This window comes from Pseudomonas syringae group sp. J248-6, from assembly GCF_032586995.1.
GTDB lineage: Bacteria > Pseudomonadota > Gammaproteobacteria > Pseudomonadales > Pseudomonadaceae > Aquipseudomonas > Aquipseudomonas amygdali.
In genome coordinates this window covers 267,664-285,168 of the sequence record NZ_JAWHOP010000004.1, presented here as the reverse complement: position 1 = coordinate 285,168, position 17,505 = coordinate 267,664, and the positions used below count along the sequence as shown (strand labels likewise).

General features: G+C 58.5%; 17 protein-coding genes and 1 pseudogene. 9 read left to right on the top strand and 9 right to left on the bottom strand.

Annotation, left to right across the window (positions count from 1 at the left end):
• Positions 1–363: 363 nt before the first annotated feature.
• Positions 364–1,116 (bottom strand): GntR family transcriptional regulator, encoded by a 753-nt coding sequence (locus RYC17_RS07655; protein ID WP_316902703.1) that lies wholly within the window; start codon positions 1,114–1,116, stop codon positions 364–366.
• Positions 1,117–1,227: 111 nt separating this feature from the next.
• Positions 1,228–1,581 (bottom strand): hydroxyisourate hydrolase, encoded by a 354-nt coding sequence (uraH, locus tag RYC17_RS07650; protein ID WP_058401970.1) that lies wholly within the window; start codon positions 1,579–1,581, stop codon positions 1,228–1,230.
• Between the two features lie 388 nt (positions 1,582–1,969).
• On the opposite strand from uraH, the gene puuE reads away from it, so the two are divergent.
• The 6 genes from puuE to RYC17_RS07620 all read left to right on the top strand — a co-directional run bounded on the left by puuE (position 1,970) and on the right by RYC17_RS07620 (position 7,640).
• Positions 1,970–2,899: an allantoinase PuuE gene (puuE, locus tag RYC17_RS07645; protein WP_316902702.1), complete on the top strand. Its 930-nt coding sequence runs from the start codon at positions 1,970–1,972 to the stop codon at positions 2,897–2,899.
• Positions 2,896–3,411 (top strand): 2-oxo-4-hydroxy-4-carboxy-5-ureidoimidazoline decarboxylase, encoded by a 516-nt coding sequence (gene uraD / locus RYC17_RS07640; RefSeq protein ID WP_316889690.1) that lies wholly within the window; start codon positions 2,896–2,898, stop codon positions 3,409–3,411. The genes puuE and uraD overlap by 4 nt, the downstream gene beginning before the upstream one ends.
• Before the next feature lie 41 nt (positions 3,412–3,452).
• Positions 3,453–4,448, top strand: a complete 996-nt coding sequence (gene alc / locus RYC17_RS07635) for an allantoicase (RefSeq protein WP_057453578.1) — start codon at positions 3,453–3,455, stop codon at positions 4,446–4,448.
• Positions 4,449–4,671: 223 nt separating this feature from the next.
• Positions 4,672–5,184, top strand: a complete 513-nt coding sequence (locus RYC17_RS07630) for an ureidoglycolate lyase (protein ID WP_230018059.1) — start codon at positions 4,672–4,674, stop codon at positions 5,182–5,184.
• Positions 5,185–5,188: 4 nt separating this feature from the next.
• Complete coding sequence (locus RYC17_RS07625) at positions 5,189–6,463, top strand: urate hydroxylase PuuD (RefSeq protein ID WP_058409220.1); 1,275 nt, start codon at positions 5,189–5,191, stop codon at positions 6,461–6,463.
• A 391-nt stretch (positions 6,464–6,854) separates the two neighbouring features.
• Entirely contained in the window at positions 6,855–7,640 is a 786-nt protein-coding gene (locus tag RYC17_RS07620) for an outer membrane protein OmpK (RefSeq protein WP_002552796.1), read from the top strand.
• Between the two features lie 178 nt (positions 7,641–7,818).
• Here RYC17_RS07620 and RYC17_RS07615 read toward each other — a convergent pair whose 3' ends face one another.
• Both RYC17_RS07615 and RYC17_RS07610 read right to left on the bottom strand, forming a co-directional pair.
• Positions 7,819–8,727, bottom strand: a complete 909-nt coding sequence (locus RYC17_RS07615; RefSeq protein ID WP_057402397.1) for a DUF808 domain-containing protein — start codon at positions 8,725–8,727, stop codon at positions 7,819–7,821.
• A gap of 149 nt (positions 8,728–8,876) precedes the next feature.
• On the bottom strand, positions 8,877–9,383 hold the full coding sequence (locus RYC17_RS07610; protein WP_002552794.1) for an Lrp/AsnC family transcriptional regulator: 507 nt from the start codon (positions 9,381–9,383) through the stop codon (positions 8,877–8,879).
• A 186-nt stretch (positions 9,384–9,569) separates the two neighbouring features.
• Between RYC17_RS07610 and RYC17_RS07605 the strand changes: the two genes are divergently transcribed.
• Entirely contained in the window at positions 9,570–10,586 is a 1,017-nt protein-coding gene (locus RYC17_RS07605; RefSeq protein ID WP_058401963.1) for a 1-aminocyclopropane-1-carboxylate deaminase, read from the top strand.
• A gap of 51 nt (positions 10,587–10,637) precedes the next feature.
• Here RYC17_RS07605 and RYC17_RS07600 read toward each other — a convergent pair whose 3' ends face one another.
• A complete protein-coding gene (locus RYC17_RS07600) occupies positions 10,638–11,492 on the bottom strand; it encodes a LysR family transcriptional regulator (RefSeq protein WP_058409221.1) in 855 nt (284 codons plus the stop codon).
• 74 nt (positions 11,493–11,566) lie between these two features.
• On the opposite strand from RYC17_RS07600, the gene RYC17_RS07595 reads away from it, so the two are divergent.
• Positions 11,567–12,499 (top strand): DMT family transporter, encoded by a 933-nt coding sequence (locus RYC17_RS07595; protein WP_316902701.1) that lies wholly within the window; start codon positions 11,567–11,569, stop codon positions 12,497–12,499.
• Positions 12,500–12,529: 30 nt separating this feature from the next.
• Here the strand turns inward: RYC17_RS07595 and RYC17_RS26900 are convergent, their stop codons facing one another.
• The 3 genes and pseudogenes from RYC17_RS26900 to RYC17_RS07585 all read right to left on the bottom strand — a co-directional run bounded on the left by RYC17_RS26900 (position 12,530) and on the right by RYC17_RS07585 (position 15,895).
• Complete coding sequence (locus RYC17_RS26900) at positions 12,530–13,234, bottom strand: methyl-accepting chemotaxis protein (protein ID WP_371217786.1); 705 nt, start codon at positions 13,232–13,234, stop codon at positions 12,530–12,532.
• A gap of 201 nt (positions 13,235–13,435) precedes the next feature.
• Positions 13,436–14,329: pseudogene (locus RYC17_RS26895) on the bottom strand (methyl-accepting chemotaxis protein); the annotation flags it as partial.
• Positions 14,330–14,767: 438 nt separating this feature from the next.
• Entirely contained in the window at positions 14,768–15,895 is a 1,128-nt protein-coding gene (locus tag RYC17_RS07585) for a saccharopine dehydrogenase family protein (RefSeq protein WP_058401960.1), read from the bottom strand.
• A gap of 153 nt (positions 15,896–16,048) precedes the next feature.
• Here RYC17_RS07585 and RYC17_RS07580 point away from each other — a divergent pair, with 153 nt between their 5' ends.
• Entirely contained in the window at positions 16,049–16,564 is a 516-nt protein-coding gene (locus RYC17_RS07580) for a GNAT family N-acetyltransferase (protein ID WP_058409225.1), read from the top strand.
• A gap of 41 nt (positions 16,565–16,605) precedes the next feature.
• Here RYC17_RS07580 and RYC17_RS07575 read toward each other — a convergent pair whose 3' ends face one another.
• Positions 16,606–17,475, bottom strand: coding sequence for a TauD/TfdA dioxygenase family protein (locus RYC17_RS07575; protein WP_058409226.1), 870 nt, complete (start codon positions 17,473–17,475; stop codon positions 16,606–16,608).
• Between the last annotated feature and the right edge of the window lie 30 nt (positions 17,476–17,505).

Below are 17,505 nucleotides of genomic sequence, written 5' to 3'. Positions count from 1 at the left end.
AAGCTTCGTTATCGTTCCCTACGCTCCGCGTGGGAATGCAGGTCTCGACGCTCTGCGTCGTCAAGAGGACGCAGAGCTTCCAGAACGGCATGCGACGCGGAGCGTCGCACGATGGTCAAAGCTTCGTTATCGTTCCCTACGCTCCGCGTGGGAATGCAGGTCTCGACGCTCTGCGTCGTCAAGAGGACGCAGAGCGTCCGGAACGGCATGACGACGCGGAGCGTCGCACGATGGTCAAAGGTTCGTTATCGTTCCCTACGCTCCGCGTGGGAATGCAGGTCTCGACGCTCTGCGTCGTCAAGAGGACGCGGAGCGTCCGGAACGGCATGACGACGCGGAGCGTCGCACGATTATCCGAAGGCCTCAACGCCCCGTTTTTTTTCTGCCCATGACGTGCGAGAACACTGCATGCAAATCGTCCGAGGCACTGTCCTGGTCGAGGTTGAGCTTGCCGTCGATGTGGTCCATGTGATGCATCATCAACTCGACGGCGAGCGGCGCATCGCGCGCTTCGATGGCGTCGATCAACTGGGTGTGCTCGTCGTAGGAACAATGTGTGCGGTTGCCGGTTTCGTACTGGGCAATGATCAATGAAGTCTGCGATACCAGACTGCGCTGGAAGCTGATCAGCGGCGCGTTTCTGGCGGCTACGGCCAGTTGCAGATGGAATTCACCGGAGAGACGGATGCCTGCACCTCGATCACCGTGGGCAAAGCTGTCGCGCTCGTCGCTGACCATCTGGCGCAGCTCGACCAGTTGCTCGGCAGTGGCGTGCGCGACTGCCAGTTCAGTGATTGCCTTCTCGACCATGCGCCGGGCAAAAAATACCTGGCGCGCCTCTTCGACGCTGGGGCTGGCGACCACAGCGCCACGATTAGGCCGCAACAGCACCACACCTTCGTGCCCCAACCGCGATAGAGCGCGACGAATGATGGTGCGGCTGACACCAAAGATCTCGCCCAGCGCCTCTTCACTCAATTTGGTGCCCGGCGCCAGCCGCTGCTCCAGAATGGCATCGAAAATATGCTCGTAAACGATATCGTCCTGAGTAACGCTGCGGCTGGCGCTGGTCGTGCCGCGCGGCTGTTTCTTGAGAGGCAGGGACTGGTCGTTCATGGGCACTCGTGCGCAGATGGATTACGGCTTTGGGACTGGCGCATTGTACACAGGGCAAAACCGGAAACGCGCGCAAAAAAAGGCCCGCAGTGTGGGGCGGGCAAGAGGTACTCAGCTGCCCCGATACGTCGAGTAGCTATACGGCGAGATTAACAGCGGCACATGAAAGTGTTCCTGACCTGCATCAATGCCAAAGCGCAGCACCACTTCATCGAGAAAAGCCGGTGCGTTCAACGCAACACCTCGTGCACGGTAATAATCGCCAGCCTGAAAATGCAGTTGATAAACCCCGGACTGATAAGTGTCTCCCTGCAACAGGGGCGCATCGCAACGTCCATCGCTGTTGGTGACAGCGCTGACAACGTGCAGCAGCTGCTGGCCTTCGACCCGATACAATTCAATGCGGATGGCACTGCCTGGGCAACCGTGGGCAGCGTCCAGCACGTGTGTGGTCAATTTCCCCAAAACTTCACTCCTCACATCAGACGACGGTGAAACAGTGCACCAATGAAGTGCTCTGCATGGTGCGATTGCAACCGATTAAGACACTTTCGCGAAAACCTGTACACAATAAAATCTTCAGGGGATTGCAGCTGACGCCTGTGCTGCTCGCCAAGCGTCGAATTACCTGAAAAGAAAGGAAGCAAAGGAAAAATATCAGATTTTTTCCGATTAGCTGACCACTCAGGCAGGTTTCTTGCTTGCGTTATCTGAACAAGCACGACTCGGTGACGAAACCTACAGGGTTACAAGCCGAAAATAAAATTGTATACAATCTGCGCATTGCAGTGCCTTGCCTGCCATTCGCACCGCACTTGGCCAAACGCACATAACGCACAGAAGGAAGCTTGCAGTGAGCGCTGACTACCCACGCGACCTCATCGGTTACGGTAACAACCCGCCTCATCCACGCTGGCCGGGCAACGCGCGCATTGCCTTGTCATTCGTGCTGAATTACGAGGAAGGTGGCGAGCGCAATATTCTGCACGGTGACAAGGAATCAGAAGCCTTTCTGTCCGAGATGGTTGCTGCGCAGCCATTGCAGGGCCAGCGCAACATGAGCATGGAATCGCTGTATGAATACGGCAGCCGCGCAGGCGTCTGGCGCATTCTCAAGCTGTTCAAGCAGTTCGATATCCCCCTGACCATCTTCGCCGTAGCCATGGCCGCGCAGCGTCACCCCGAGGTGATCCGCGCCATGGTCGCCGACGGTCACGAAATCTGCAGTCACGGTTATCGCTGGATCGACTATCAGAACATGGATGAAGCCGACGAGCGTGAACACATGCGCCAGGCGATTCATATCCTCACCGAGATCAGTGGCGAACGGCCGCTGGGCTGGTACACCGGGCGCACCGGGCCCAATACGCGGCGACTGGTGATGGAGGAAGGCGGTTTTCTCTATGATTGCGACACCTACGACGACGACCTGCCGTACTGGGAGCCGAACAACCCTACCGGCAAGCCGCATCTGGTCATCCCTTACACGCTGGACACCAACGACATGCGCTTCACCCAGGTGCAGGGCTTCAACAACGGCGAGCAATTCTTTCAGTACTTGAAGGACGCGTTCGACGTGCTGTATGCCGAAGGCGAAGACGCACCGAAGATGCTTTCCATCGGTCTGCATTGCCGCCTGATCGGTCGCCCTGCCCGGCTGGCCGCGCTCAAGCGTTTCATTGAGTACGTCAAAGGCCATGAGCAGGTGTGGTTTACCCGGCGTGTCGATATCGCCCGCCACTGGCACACTGAACATTCGTTTACCGGCAAGGCGGCGCAATGAGCGAGTTTCAGAAACTGACACCCTCGACCCTCGACAGGGACGCATTCATCGCAGCCTTTGCCGACATCTACGAACACTCACCGTGGGTCGCGCAGCAGGCCTTCGATCAGGGCGCAGGCCCCGAACTGGATCAGGTCGAGGCCCTGCATGCCCGCATGAGCAAAATATTGCTCGGTGCCACCCACGCGCAACAACTGGCGCTGATCAATGCCCACCCGGACCTGGCCGGAAAAGCTGCCGTTCAGGGCGAGCTGACTCAGGCCAGTACCGATGAGCAGGCAGGCGCCGGTATCCACCACTGCACGCCTGAAGAGTTTCAGCGCTTCACCGAGTTGAACGAGGCTTACAAGGCCCGCTTCGGCTTTCCGTTCATCATGGCGGTCAAGGGCAGCGACAGACATAAAATCCTGGCGGCGTTCGAGCAACGCATCCACCACTCGCCCGAGGCCGAGTTCGCTTGCGCCCTGGCCGAGATCAACAAAATCGCACTGTTTCGTCTACAGGCGCTTTGAGCGTCGCCGTTATCAACCTGTTCAGAAGGCAGACAACAAGCATGAAAGTTTACGCCGCACCGTTCGAGAAGTTCGTGAACCTGGCCGACGCGCGCCTGGGCACAAAAATCCTTTCGGTCACCGATGACTGGTTCGCAGATGCCAACCGGTTGTTCCAGCCGACCCCGGCGGTCTGGAAAGAAGGCGTGTTCGACGACAACGGCAAGTGGATGGACGGCTGGGAGTCGCGCCGCAAGCGTTTCGAAGGATACGACAGCGCAGTGATCCGCCTCGGTGTAGCTGGCACCATCAAGGGTGTAGACATTGATACCTCGTTTTTCACCGGCAACTTTCCGCCTTCCGCTTCGCTGGAAGCGTGCTTTCTGGCCTCTGGCGAACCCGATGAAAACACCGCCTGGACCGAAGTGCTGCCGTCTGTGGAGCTGCAAGGCAACAGCCATCATTACCACGAAATCAGCAGCGATCAGGCGTTCAGCCACCTGCGCTTCAATATCTACCCGGACGGCGGCGTAGCGCGCCTGCGCGTGTACGGCGTGCCGCATCGCGACTGGTCGAAAGTCAGCGAAGACGAGCAGATCGATCTGGTGGCGGCACTCAACGGTGGCCGGTCGATTGCCTGCTCGGACGAGCATTACGGCAGCATGAGCAATATCCTCAACCCCGGCCGTGGTGTGAACATGGGCGACGGCTGGGAAACCGCGCGCCGTCGCACACCGGGCAACGACTGGGTCATCGTGGCGCTGGGACACAAGGGCGAAGTCGAGAAAGTCATCGTCGACACCCTGCACTTCAAGGGCAATTACCCGGACAGCTGCTCGATCCAGGGTGCTTTCGTCAAGGGTGGCACCGACAGCCAGATCGAAACCCAGAGTTTGTTCTGGCGCGAGCTGCTGCCAAGCCAGAAGCTGACCATGCACGCCGAACACGAGTTCGCCGAGCAGATCAACGCCATCGGCCCGATCACCCACATCCGCCTGAACGTATTCCCGGACGGTGGTGTGAGCCGCCTGCGAGTGCTGGGCAAGGTGTCCAGGTAACAACGCGTCGGAAGTCAGCAGAAGGCAACAGGTTATCGTTCCCACGCTCCGCGTGGGAATGCAGTTCCGGACGCTCTGCGTCCAGTCTTGAGTATGTGTGGCGCGGCGTAGAGTTGTGACGCAGAGCGTCACGAAATGCATGCCAACGCAGAGCATTGGCACGATAGTCATCAATACGAATGTGCAAACGACCCACCCTCAAAACCATTGAAGAAGAATCCGCATGCGCAAACTGATAATCGAGCCACTGACCAAGGAAGCTTTTGCGCCATTCGGTGATGTGATCGAAACCGATGGCAGCGATCATTTCATGATCAATAACGGCTCGACCATGCGCTTTCATCGTCTGGCTGAAGTGCAGACCGCGCAACCGGATGACAAGGCGATCATCAGCATATTCCGCGCCGAAGCGCTGCCGATGCCATTGACCATTGGCATGCTGGAGCGTCACCCGCAGGGCAGCCAGGCCTTCATCCCGCTGCTCGGCAACCCCTTTCTGATCGTGGTCGCGCCGGTTGGCGATGCGCCTGAGTCAGAGCTGACCCGCGCCTTCGTGTCCAACGGCAGGCAGGGTATCAATTACCATCGCGGCGTCTGGCACCACCCGGTGCTGACGATCGAAAAGCAGGATGACTTCCTGGTGGTTGATCGCAGTGGCGAAGGCAACAACTGCGACGAGCATTACTTTGCCGAGAGCCAGTTGCTGGTTCTCGATCCCAACCCACTGGAAGGGTAAAACCGTGCTGGCACATATGATGGAATGGCTGAATCTGGGCGTACGCTGGATTCACATGATTGTGGGCGTGGCCTGGATCGGCGCATCGTTCTACTTTGTCTGGCTGGAGAACAACCTCAACCGCAGCAACCCGCGTGAAGGGCTGTCCGGCGATTTATGGGCGATCCACGGCGGTGGCATTTATCACCTGGAGAAGTACAAGCTCGCGCCGCCGACCATGCCGGAGAATCTGCACTGGTTCAAATGGGAAGCGTATTCAACCTGGCTGTCGGGCGTGGCCCTGTTGTGCGTGGTGTTCTACGCCAACCCTACGCTGTACCTGTTGGCGCCGGGCAGCAGCCTTAGTGGTGCCGAAGGCGTGCACATTGGCCTGGGTTCGTTGTTTGTCGGCTGGTTCATCTACAGTTTTTTGTGCGACTCGCCACTGGGCAAGCGCCCTGCCCTGTTGGGCGTGGTCCTGTTCGTGCTGCTGGTCGCGGCGGCATACGGGTTCAGCAAAGTGTTCAGCGGTCGTGGTGCCTACCTGCACGTGGGCGCAATCATGGGCACCATCATGGTCGGCAACGTGTTCCGCATCATCATGCCGGCCCAGCGCGCCCTGGTGGCCGCCATTGCCGAGAACCGCACGCCGGACCCAAGCCTGCCCGCCAAGGGCCTGTTGCGCTCGCGGCACAATAACTACTTCACCCTGCCTGTGCTGTTCATCATGATCAGCAACCACTTTCCGAGCACATACGGCAGTGAGTACAACTGGCTGATCCTGGCGGGCATCGCACTGCTGGCGGTCCTGGTGCGCCACTATTTCAATACAAGACATGACAGCCATCGATTCGCCTGGACTCTGCCGGTCGCTGCGCTGGGCATGCTCTGCCTGGCGTACGTCACCGGCCCTGCGCAACCTCCCGCGAAAATCGTTTACCAACCGCTGCCCGGCACCGCAGTCGGCGGTCATCGGGCCGACGAGAAACCTACGGAGCCGGTCACCGCGCCGGTCGAGGCCAAGCCTGCCAGCACCGGCGCGGACTTCGCCAAAGTGCATGAAGTGATTCAGCATCGTTGCACGGTATGCCATTCCGCAACGCCTACCAGTCAGTTGTTCAGCGTTGCGCCTGCGGGAGTGATGTTCGATACGCCAGAACAGATTCAGCAGCAGGCCCCGCGCATCAAGGCGCAGGCCGTCACCTCGCCGATCATGCCGCTGGGCAACATCACCCAGATGACTCAGCAGGAACGCGAACTGGTCGGTGCCTGGGTCGATCAAGGCGCACACACTAACTGAGTCCCTCGCTAACCAAGCGCCCCTGAAAAGGGGCGCACTCGCCCCACTTTCGCTCCAGACGCCCTGCGCTGGAGCACTTGAGTCAGATGACGCAAGTCAGTATTCTCCGCCGCCGCTGCAAAACCGGACAACCGCTCCCTGTACGCTGACGTTGACCGAACAGCCAACTAGCTGACTGTACGGTCAGGACTCTGTCGACCCGGAAAATGACTTGAAACCGACACGTTGATGCCGGTTTGGGGATTACTTCAACTTTTTTTCACTGTTTGGCGCAGCTCTTGCTAACAACACAAAGCTGACCAGACAGACAAATTACTGCAACCACAGACAAGGCGTCACTTAGAGAACGCCAGTCTGAAAAAATCACGATCTATTTCAAGGGACTCACCGCATGAACCGTACGTTTTCCAGCGTGTTACTGGCCAGCAGTCTGCTGGCCGCTGCGCCAGCCATGGCCGGGGATATCTTCCAGTGGCAGAGCAATAGCCTGACCTATCTCAATGGACGAGACTTTGCCGTCAACCCGGCAAACCAGCAGACGTTCACCTTTGAACATGCTGACAGCTGGAAGTACGGCGACAACTTCTTCTTCGTCGACAAGATCTTCTACAACGGCAAGGGAGACGCAACCGCTGGCGATAACACCTATTACGGTGAGTTCTCGCCACGCTTGTCGCTGGGCAAGATATTTGGCCAGAAGTTCGAGTTCGGCCCGATCAGCGATGTGCTGATTGCGGCAACTTACGAATTTGGTGAAGGCGATAACGAGTCTTACCTGATCGGCCCGGCGTTCGATTTGAAGATCCCGGGTTTCGACTACTTCCAGCTGAACTTCTACCAGCGCCAGACTGAAGGCAACCGTCCGGGCGATGGCGTATGGCAGATTACCCCGGTGTGGTCCTACACCATCCCCATGGGCAAATCGGATGTGCTGATCGACGGTTTCATGGACTGGGTAGTGGACAACGACAAGACGTCGCGTGGTACTTACCACTCCAACCTGCACTTCAACCCGCAGATCAAATATGACCTGGGCAAGGCACTGAATTACCCTGAGCGTCAGCTGTACGTCGGTATCGAATACGATTACTGGACCAACAAATACGGCATCAAGGACAGCCGCTCGTTCGACACCGACCAGAACACCGCGAGTTTGCTGGTGAAGGTGTTCTTCTAAGCACGATCCGGTTGTGAAGCTCGTTCCCGCGCTCAGCGCGGGAACGCATTTCTGAAGCCTCTGCGCCCAACCTTGAGAGGGTGTTGCTGCGCAGATCTGTGACGCGGAGCGTCACGGGATGCATGCCAACGCGGAGCATTGGCACGATATTCAACTCCTGCGCGGCGCCCGCCTCCACTCACTCCCTAGCCGCTTTCCAGACCTTGCCAATCAGCGTCACGACCAACACCAGCACCGCGCCAGCGATAACCCCGGCGACCGCATCGATCAGCGTCGGGACGACCATCGACAGCCCGCCCACCGCACCGGCTGCAGCTTCGGTCACGCCTTCGACCCAATGGTGAGCAAATGGCAGACCGTGAACCAGAATCCCGCCGCCGACCATGAACATGGCCGCAGTACCGACAATCGACAGTACCTTCATCAATACCGGCGCAAGCCATAGCAAAGCACCACCGATTTTCTGCGCCGCAGAGCTTGCAGTCCTTTTCAGGTACAGGCCCAAGTCGTCAAGTTTGACGATACCTGCCACCAGTCCATAGACACCCACGGTAATCAGCACAGCGACAATAACCAGTACACCGACCTGATCCATGAACGGTCGGGCCGACACTACGCCCAGCGCCAGCACGATGATTTCTGCCGAAAGAATGAAGTCGGTGCGAATCGCGCCTTTGATACGGTCCTTTTCGAACGCCACCATGTCCACTGAAGCATCCGTCGCCGCCTGCTTGCGCTGATCATGCTCTTCGCCGGTTTCGGGATGCAGCCATTTATGGGCGATTTTCTCGAAACCTTCAAAGCATAGGAACGCGCCGCCGATCATCAACAAGGGAAGAATCGCCCAGGGCGCGAAGGCGCTGATCAACAGTGCCGCCGGAACCAGGATTGCCTTGTTGAGCAACGAGCCCTTGGCCACGGCCCAGACAACGGGCAGTTCGCGATCGGCTGAAACTCCGGTGACCTGCTGGGCATTGAGCGCCAGATCATCCCCCAGCACACCCGCGGTTTTCTTGGTGGCCAGTGCCACGTCATCCAGCAGGGTCGCAATATCGTCGAGCAGGGTAAGCAAGCTTCCAGCAGCCAAAATAAAAATCCTTGAGCAAGTAAAAAAAGGAAATAGCACTGATTGAATCATGCGCCAGGGTCAATCGTGTGGCAGTCAACAACTCTGACCTTCATCAGACGTGAACGTTTGACGCTGCGTAGTACAAGCAGGCCACGTCGAGCAACCGGTTAAATGGGTAATTGCGTGGTCGACACCACCTGACGCAGTCCCATGAACGAGCGGATCTGTCTGACACCGGGCAAGTACAGCAGCTGTTCGGCATGCAGGCGGTTGAAACTCTGACTGTCTTTGGTGCGCAGCAGCATGAAGTAATCGAACTCGCCGGTGACCACATGAAACTCCATGCAGCCGGACACCTTCTGCGCGGCTTCTTCAAATTGGGCAAATGAATCCGGGGTCGAGCGGTCGAGCACCACACCGATCAGCACCACCATGCCCGCGTCCAGAACGTCGCCATTGAGCAACGCCACCACGCCCTTGATAACGCCCGCCTCCTTCAACCGCTCGACGCGCCGCAAGCACGCAGGCGGGCTCAGCTTGACCTTCTCGGCGAGCGCCACATTGGAAATCGAGGCATCACGTTGCAGGGTCTTGAGAATGGCGCGGTCAATCCTGTCCAGCAGCGGCGCTACATCGCCAGCGGACTTTTTAGTGCGTTCATTTATTGCTTTCATGATGGCTTTCACAAAATAAAAGTTTGCGTTAGTGCTATGACACTAACGCTGATTTTGCAAATAGACAATTCTTTGCAACCACGATTATTCAGCTATTTCCTATGATAGGAACCACTTCAGGCACACCGTTCAAACGTCGAACTCATTCCTTGCAGGCCTGAATCAACTTATCAACGGAGCCCCGATATGAACCTGAGCAAGTTCAAGCGCTACCCTCTGACCTTCGGCCCCTCGCCCATCACCCCTCTGAAACGCTTGAGCGAGCATCTGGGTGGCAAGGTCGAGTTGTATGCCAAGCGCGAGGATTGCAACAGCGGTCTGGCCTTTGGCGGTAACAAGACCCGCAAACTGGAATACCTGGTGCCGGAAGCCATCGACGGCGGCTACGACACACTGGTGTCGATCGGCGGCATCCAGTCCAACCAGACCCGCCAGGTGGCAGCCGTCGCGGCGCATCTGGGTATGAAATGCGTACTGGTTCAGGAAAACTGGGTCAACTATTCAGACGCCCTGTACGACCGGGTCGGCAATATCGAGATGTCACGCATCATGGGGGCCGATGTGCGCCTGGACTCGGCAGGCTTCGATATCGGCATTCGGCCGAGCTGGGAAAAGGCCATGTCCGACGTCGAGGAAAGCGGTGGCAAGCCGTTCCCGATTCCTGCGGGCTGCTCGGAACACCCTTATGGCGGCCTGGGATTCGTGCGTTTTGCCGATGAGGTGCGTCAGCAGGAAGAAGAACTCGGCTTCAAATTCGACTACATCGTGGTCTGCTCGGTGACCGGCAGCACTCACGCAGGCATGCTGGTGGGATTCGCTGCCGATGGCCGGGCACAGCGTGTGATCGGTATCGACGCGTCAGCCAAACCGGAAAAGACCCGCGCGCAGGTTCTGCGTATCGCTCAGAACACCGCAAAACTGGTGGAACTGGGCCGCGAAATCAGCGCCGAAGACGTGGTGCTCGACACCCGCTACGCCTACCCCGAATACGGCCTGCCGAACGAGGGAACCCTTGAAGCCATTCGCCTTTGCGCGCGTCTTGAAGGCGTATTGACCGACCCGGTCTACGAAGGCAAATCCATGCACGGCATGATCGACATGGTGCGCAATGGCGAATTCCCCGAGGGCTCAAAAGTGCTCTACGCCCACCTCGGTGGCGTGCCGGCGCTGAATGCCTACAGCTTTTTGTTCAAGGATGGTTGAGCCGAAAGCGTTCCTGCAGTCGATAACACACTTCGGCTGCAGTGTTCCCGGCTAAACCCGAAAATACTTCTGTAGCGCCTGCGCCAGCAGGCTCACCGCCTCGTCGTTGTGTGACGACGGCGAGCGCAGGAAGACGATTTCGTGCTCGGGAATTTCAGGCAGGTCATCGAGAATCTGCATGGCTTCCGTGACTCCGCTCCGATCAATAAGGCTGATCGCCAGGCCCGCTTCCACACAGGCTTTGATCGCCTGATTGGACGGGCTTTCGAGAACTACACGGATTTTGCGGCCGTTGTCTTTGAGCGACGCCATCATGGCTTCACGATAAGGACATTGCGCTGCGTGAATGGCCAGCGGCAACGGGTCCGCAGGTCCCAGTGCGACGCTGGCCGGCCCGACCCAGACCGGCTTGGTAGATACCAGAAACTGCGTATCAGCACTTGGCTGCCCTTTGGGTTGCGCGATCACTGCTGTCTGTAACTTGCCGCGCGCAACCTGCTCGCGCAGGGTGTAGCTGGGTGCGGTTTTCAATTCCAGCACCACATTGGGCCAGGCCGCAGCGAACACCGGCAGGATGTCGCGGATGACATGAACGGCGTACTCATCCGGAACACCCAGCGTGATGCGCCCTGCCAGATGAGTCCCCTGCAGGTCAGCCAGCACCCGGTCATGGGTGGACAACAACTCCGTCGTCGACAGCAACAAACGCTTGCCCAGCGCAGTCAGAGACACCGCCTGGTTGTCCCGATTGAGCAAGCGCCCGCCCGCCACCGTCTCAAGTCGCTGGATATGCACACTGACTGCCGCCGGGCTTTTGTGAAGTTGCTCGGCAGCCGCCGAAAACTTCCCTATTCGCGCCACTGCATGAAAAGTACGTATCAGTTCGATATCGAGAATTGCGCTCATGATTCATAAAACCTGAATAACTTATGCAGTTAATTTTGATTTATTAGATTACGCTGACTTCGTAACCTGTGTCCATGAACCAGCACTTATCGATTTGTCCGAGCGTAACGCGGCCTGCCTGGCATCAGGCCATTCCTCTTATCTTGCTGGAAGCAGCACTTGTCCTGACCTGGAGCTCAGGTTTCATCGGTGCACGGTTTTCGCTTGATTACGCACCGCCACTGCTGGTGGTGTTCTGGCGTTGTGTGGTGGTCACGTTGATCCTGCTGCCTTTCGTCGCCAGGCAACTGAGATCGATACCTCCTGCCACGCTGTTGAAAAATGCGGGCATCGGTCTGCTGGCCATGGCGGGCTATGTCGCAGGCGTTACGCAGGGCATCGCGCTGGGCGTACCTGCGGGACTCGCGGCGCTGTTTGCCGACTTGTTGCCGATGGGCATGGCACTGCTGGCTGCCGCAGTGCTCGGGCAGCGGCTTGTCTGGCAAATCTGGGCAGCGCTGGTGGTCGGTCTGGTCGGCGTGGTGCTGGTCACGTACAGCGCGCTGGCGGTGGGAGATGCGCCATTGTGGGCCTACGGCCTGCCACTGCTGGGTATGTTATCGCTGGCCATTGCGACGCTGTGGCAGAAGCGTTCGACCCACATGCAGCCCATGGACCTGCTTCCCAACCTGTGGCTGCAATGTTTTATATCGAGCTTCGCGTTCGCCATCATCCAGGGAACACAGGGCAGCCTGGCCCCCATTCCCAGTACCGGGTTTGCGTTGAGCGTGATCTGGACGGTGGGGCTGGCGACGCTTGGCGGCTACGGGCTTTACTGGGTGTGTCTGCGCCGCGCATCAGCCACCCGCGTTGCCAGTGTGCTGTACCTCAGCCCGCCGGTGACAATGCTCTGGGCCTGGGTGATGTTCAACGAGCCGCTGTCCTGGCAGATGGCGTCAGGCATGGCGGTGTCGGGCGTCGGTGTGTGGATGGTCGTACGGGCGGAAGCGCGGCAGGTCGCCTCGTGACCGAGTCACAAGGCGCCTGGTACAGGGAAGTTAAATCTTGAAACGCGCCACCATGCTCTGCAAATCGCTGCCCAGGCGGGCCAGTTCTACAGTCGATGCGGCGCTTTGCTCGGTTGCCGAAGCCGATTGATCAGCAATGTCGCGCACGCTGAGCACGCTGCGGTTGATTTCGTCGGTCACGGCGCTCTGCTGCTCGGCCGCAGCAGAAATCTGCTGGCTCATCTGCTCGATCGTACCGATGGACTGATTGATCTCAACCAGTGCCTGTTCGGCCTGTCGAGCCAGCACCACTGTGCCTTCGGTGCGTTGCAGGCTGGCATCCATCAGACCCGATGCGGCACCTGTACCTTTTTGCAACGCCTGAATCAGCGCTTCGATTTCCGTGGTGGAGTTCTGGGTACGCTGAGCCAGCGAACGTACTTCGTCAGCCACCACCGCAAAACCGCGGCCCTGCTCACCCGCACGTGCAGCCTCGATGGCCGCGTTGAGCGCCAGCAAATTGGTTTGTTCGGCAACGGCCTTGATCACGTCAATCACGCTACCGATCTTGCCACTGTCTTCGGTGAGGCGCTGCATGGCTTCGCCCAGCTGTTTCACTTCACCGGCCAATTGGCCGATTTCGCGAGTGGCGTGCTGCACCACACTGCTACCGTGAGCGGCACGCTCGCTGGCCTGTTTGGCCGCCAGCGAAGCGTCTTCGGTGTTGCGTGCTACTTCCTGCACGGTCGACGCCATTTCGTTCATGGCGGTGGCAACCTGGTCGACTTCGTTTTTTTGCAACGTGACGCCGGCACTGGTCTGTTCGCTGACAGCAGACAACTGTTCGGCTGCCGTGGCGATCTGCGTCACACCGTTGCCGATGCCGCCGATCAGGCCACGCAGAGAAACCGTCATGTGCTGCATGGTGTTCTGCAACAGGCCCAGTTCGTCCTGGCGGGTGGTGCTGCTGTCATGGGTCAGATCGCCGTCGGCAATCCGGCGCGCCGCAATTACGGTGCTGTTCAACGGCACGGTAATCTGACGCGTGATCAGGAACGCAGCAAAGATGCCGACCAGCAGCACTACCAGCGCAACACTCAGCAATTGCACAACAGCGGTTTGTTGTTCCTTCTTGGCACTGATGACCTGCAACGCCGCCAGATCATCTGCACGGGCAGCGGTCGCTATGGATTGCTGTTGCAGATCGGTACGGACTTGCTCGGTCTGCTGCAGCATGTCCGAAATCGACGTCATCAGCACCTTGTATTGTTTCAACGCGACCAGCGCGGCATCCACTGCAGTATTTGCCTCGACAGGCAACTGGCTGCGAGCGGCGTCCACTTGCGCGATCAGGGCGTCGGCGGCCTTATAGGTGGCCTGACGGTTGTCGGCATTCGGAACACTCAGGTAGCGGCGAAACACCAGACGGAAATTGGTCATGCCGTTACGCAGGTCGCCAGCGATCTTGACCTGCCTGATGCCGGTTTCATTCGGCGAACGCAAGGTGTCGTCAATGGTCTTGTTCAGCAGATTCTCAAAGGTCGCGCTGACATCATCGGAAACCTTGATGATCGGTTTCAACGCCTCGTCGACTTTCTGATTGATGCCGACCAATTGGTTGAACGTCTGCTTCAGACCGCCCACCTGTTCCTTGATCTCGCGCAGCTTGGCCAGGTTGCTCGATATCACGAACACCTGCAGGCCCTGATCGACACTGCGGTCCAAGGTATCCAGCGCGCTGGCGTAGTTCTGCACACCTGCGGCGGTAGGGCCGGTCGCATAGGCTTGCGCAGCAATCCGGGCATTCAGAACGTCAGCCTTGATCTCGGCGACCTTGCTGCTTTTGCCCATGCGCTCGATCAGCAGGTTGGTGCTGGAGTAACCGATGGCGGTAACGGTCAGCACGCCCAGCAAAATAGCGGCAAAGCCCAGCCCTAATTTCTTGCTGACTTTCAAGTTGTCCAACCATTTTGCGCTCATTGCGTGTGTGCCTTTGATTTTTCGGGATGCACGTGAATCGGCGCTTAGTCAGGTAACTTTATGGTTAGCGTGATAACAATTAGCTTGCAAGACAATGGACAAAGCCACATAGACCCCGTTTCACGTGGCCTTCAGCCTTTATTAATATTTATTTAGCTTTGCTCAGAGGGCTTGTTTCCGATGACTGGTGAAGGGCTGTGCAACTGAATAACGTCAGGTGTGCAAAAAACCATCGGCGTCATCTTGCTGAGCAGAGAAACGTGCCCGTAACGGCGGTATGCAGGTATTTCAGGTACAGATAAAGCACCGTCAGACATCCCCGTTGGTGAAATGTACATCCAGACGGATATTTGCCGGTTCATTGATCGCCGCCAGATACTCGTCCACGGTGATCTCTCCAACGCACGCCCGTGCGCCTGGCTGCGGCCGGTAGCCTCTGGCCATTTTGGCGCTCAGGGCGACGGCGGCGCAGCCGGGAATCTCCGGTCCCTTGTCATTCAGCGCGGTCAGTTGCGCACGCATATGCAGCGGCCGGCCGTCGAGGTCTACGCCGTCGACATCGATGTACATCGCGCTTTTTCGATCCCCCCATTGTTCAAAGCGAGTCCCCCAGCGATGCAGGCGTGCGGCCCATGGCGCTGGATCGCGCACCAGCCCGCAATTGATCGCCAATGCCAGCAGCCAGGTGGCGATGCCGCCTGCCTTGAGCCCGGAACCCGCCTTGAAACTCAGGTTCTGCGCAGCGTAGCGCGTGGCGAATACGTCGATGTCGGGGGCGTCGACATTGGCCAGCAGTCGTGTGCCCATACCGGGCATTCGGCGCAGGGTCAGGTCCATCCAGCCGGGCACTTCGTGGACCTGGCCGTTCCGCAGCTGCCGGATGGGCCGACCGGCATAGGCCAGAACGCCGCGCACGGTCGACAACCCGGGCATTTTTGCGGCCGAGGAGATGCCATGTTCTATGGAATCGATGCGCAGAAAACGCTGACGATGCTGATCAATGATGGCTGCCGAAAGCGTCGGTACCGAGCTGCATCCGCTCAGCACACAGACGCCCGCCTCACGCGCCAGGGCATCCAGAGTGGCGATACCGGAGACAAAGGTCCGGCAATCCGACAGGTCGCAATAATTCACACCCGCCGCGATGCAATGCCGGGCCACGGCATACGACTGCCCCTGAAAAGGCCCCGCCGTATGGATAACCAGATCAATGCCCAGTGCGCGAAGTTGGCTGCCAGCGGCGTCCTGCATGATATCCACGCACCAGCTCTCGCAGGATGTGCCACCCGGTGTTTGCAGCTCAGCGACTTTTTCCGCCAGCTTGCGGCTGTCACGGCCGGAAATGACCAGTTCAATGTCCGGCATCATCACCAGATGATTGCAGATAAGGCTGCCGAAGTTACCGTAGCCACCAATGACCAATACGCGAAGTGCCATTTACTCGTCCCTGAAATGCTGAAGGGTATGACCATGCCTTGCTGCTCAGCGATTGCCGCGAGCGATGGCGATGAAATGCGCGTGCATTATTGATCATTGGCCGAATGCCGAGTACAAAACCCTGTGCCTTTTTCATCGTGCAAGGAGCAACGGATGCTGAAACTACACACCGAACGGCTTTATCTGCGGACCCTGTTCGCCAGTGACTGGCCGTTGTTTCTGAGGCTGCACTCCGAGCCTCAGACCATGCAGTACGTCTTCGGGGAAATCGAAGAAGCACAAGTTCGCAAAGGCTTTGATCATCGCCTTCCGGTATGGACGCCAGAGTCCGATCACTGGCTGTGCCTGGTGGTCGTCGACAAGCAGAGCGGCGTGGAGCTGGGGGTCAACGGCTTTCGCATCATGTCGCCAGGGCATGCCGAAGTGGGCTGTCTGTTGCTGCCGGAACATCAAGGCAAAGGCTTCGGCACCGAATCCCGCCGGGCAATCATCGACTACGCTGCCGCCATCGGCCTTGATTCACTGGAATCGACCGTGACCGATGGCAACATTGCCTCCTGCAAGGTGCTGGAGAAATGCGGTTTCTCTTTCGAACGCCGCGTCCCGCATGCCTATCAGATCGGCGATCAATGGTTCGATGACCTGAAATACCACCTGCGACTGAGGTGATAAGCCCGCAGCCAGGCGTTCGCCAGGCTGCGTAAAGCGGCTCAGGCTTTGGGCCGCCCTCCCAGAATCGTCACCCGCTCGCCATAGCGCGAGTGCGGGAAGTAATCCCACACCGCGTGGTGCTGGGTGCAGCGGTTATCCCAGAACACCAGCGTGTTCGGCTCCCAGCGCACACGACAACTAAGCGAAGGTTCGCGGGCGATCAGATCGAACAGCATGTTCAGCACCGCGCGGCTCTCGCCGGGCGAGAGTTGCACGATATGCGAGGTGAACCCGGAATTGACAAACAGGCTGCGGCGTCCGGTTTCAGAGTGGCGAACCACCACCGGGTGCTCGCTTTTGGGAAGGTTGGCAGGCGGCTGGTAGCCCTTCCACGGAATCTCGCCATCGTGAATGGCCGTCAGTTCGCCAAGAAACGCCTGCATCGCAGGCGAGAGCATTTCTATGGCCAGGTGCATATTGGCAAACAGCGTGTCGCCACCGGTTCCAATGGCGGGCGTCTCTTTGACATACAGCATCGAGCCCATCGACGGCTCCAGGTCAGCGGTGCCATCGGTGTGCCACAGCTCGCCAGCAGCGAAGCGTGACTGGGCGTTAGCGCGCACCACGACCAGCTCCGGGTCATCGCCATCAATGCTCTCTACCGGCAACGCACGTAACGGTCCAAACAGCCGGCCAAAGGCTTTGTGCTGTTCGACCGTCAGGTGCTGATCACGAAACACCAGCACGTGGTTTTCCAGAAAAGCGCGGCGAATTTCCTTCAGTTGCTCCTCACCCGGAGGCTGCGACAGATCGACCCCGCTGACCTCTGCACCGATTATGGGTGTCAGGCGGTTGACCGTGATGCTGTGATACGGCGCGCGAGGCGCCCCCGCGATGCCTTCGATGGCCTTGAGTGCCATTTGATCCATGATCCCTCACCCTTGAATGGTTGGCATGGC

What these genes read in the sequence shown, in the direction of transcription:
- RYC17_RS07605 (WP_058401963.1), top strand. Translation starts at nt 9,570, where the DNA reads ATGAACCTGAGCAAGTTCAAGCGCTACCCTCTGACCTTCGGCCCCTCG.
- uraD (WP_316889690.1), top strand. Translation starts at nt 2,896, where the DNA reads ATGAGCGAGTTTCAGAAACTGACACCCTCGACCCTCGACAGGGACGCA.
- alc (WP_057453578.1), top strand. Translation starts at nt 3,453, where the DNA reads ATGAAAGTTTACGCCGCACCGTTCGAGAAGTTCGTGAACCTGGCCGAC.
- RYC17_RS07585 (WP_058401960.1), bottom strand. Translation starts at nt 15,895, where the DNA reads ATGGCACTTCGCGTATTGGTCATTGGTGGCTACGGTAACTTCGGCAGC.
- RYC17_RS07595 (WP_316902701.1), top strand. Translation starts at nt 11,567, where the DNA reads ATGAACCAGCACTTATCGATTTGTCCGAGCGTAACGCGGCCTGCCTGG.
- RYC17_RS07610 (WP_002552794.1), bottom strand. Translation starts at nt 9,383, where the DNA reads ATGAAAGCAATAAATGAACGCACTAAAAAGTCCGCTGGCGATGTAGCG.
- RYC17_RS07630 (WP_230018059.1), top strand. Translation starts at nt 4,672, where the DNA reads ATGCGCAAACTGATAATCGAGCCACTGACCAAGGAAGCTTTTGCGCCA.
- RYC17_RS26900 (WP_371217786.1), bottom strand. Translation starts at nt 13,234, where the DNA reads ATGGCGTCGACCGTGCAGGAAGTAGCACGCAACACCGAAGACGCTTCG.
- RYC17_RS07575 (WP_058409226.1), bottom strand. Translation starts at nt 17,475, where the DNA reads ATGGATCAAATGGCACTCAAGGCCATCGAAGGCATCGCGGGGGCGCCT.
- RYC17_RS07600 (WP_058409221.1), bottom strand. Translation starts at nt 11,492, where the DNA reads ATGAGCGCAATTCTCGATATCGAACTGATACGTACTTTTCATGCAGTG.
- RYC17_RS07655 (WP_316902703.1), bottom strand. Translation starts at nt 1,116, where the DNA reads ATGAACGACCAGTCCCTGCCTCTCAAGAAACAGCCGCGCGGCACGACC.
- RYC17_RS07620 (WP_002552796.1), top strand. Translation starts at nt 6,855, where the DNA reads ATGAACCGTACGTTTTCCAGCGTGTTACTGGCCAGCAGTCTGCTGGCC.
- RYC17_RS07580 (WP_058409225.1), top strand. Translation starts at nt 16,049, where the DNA reads ATGCTGAAACTACACACCGAACGGCTTTATCTGCGGACCCTGTTCGCC.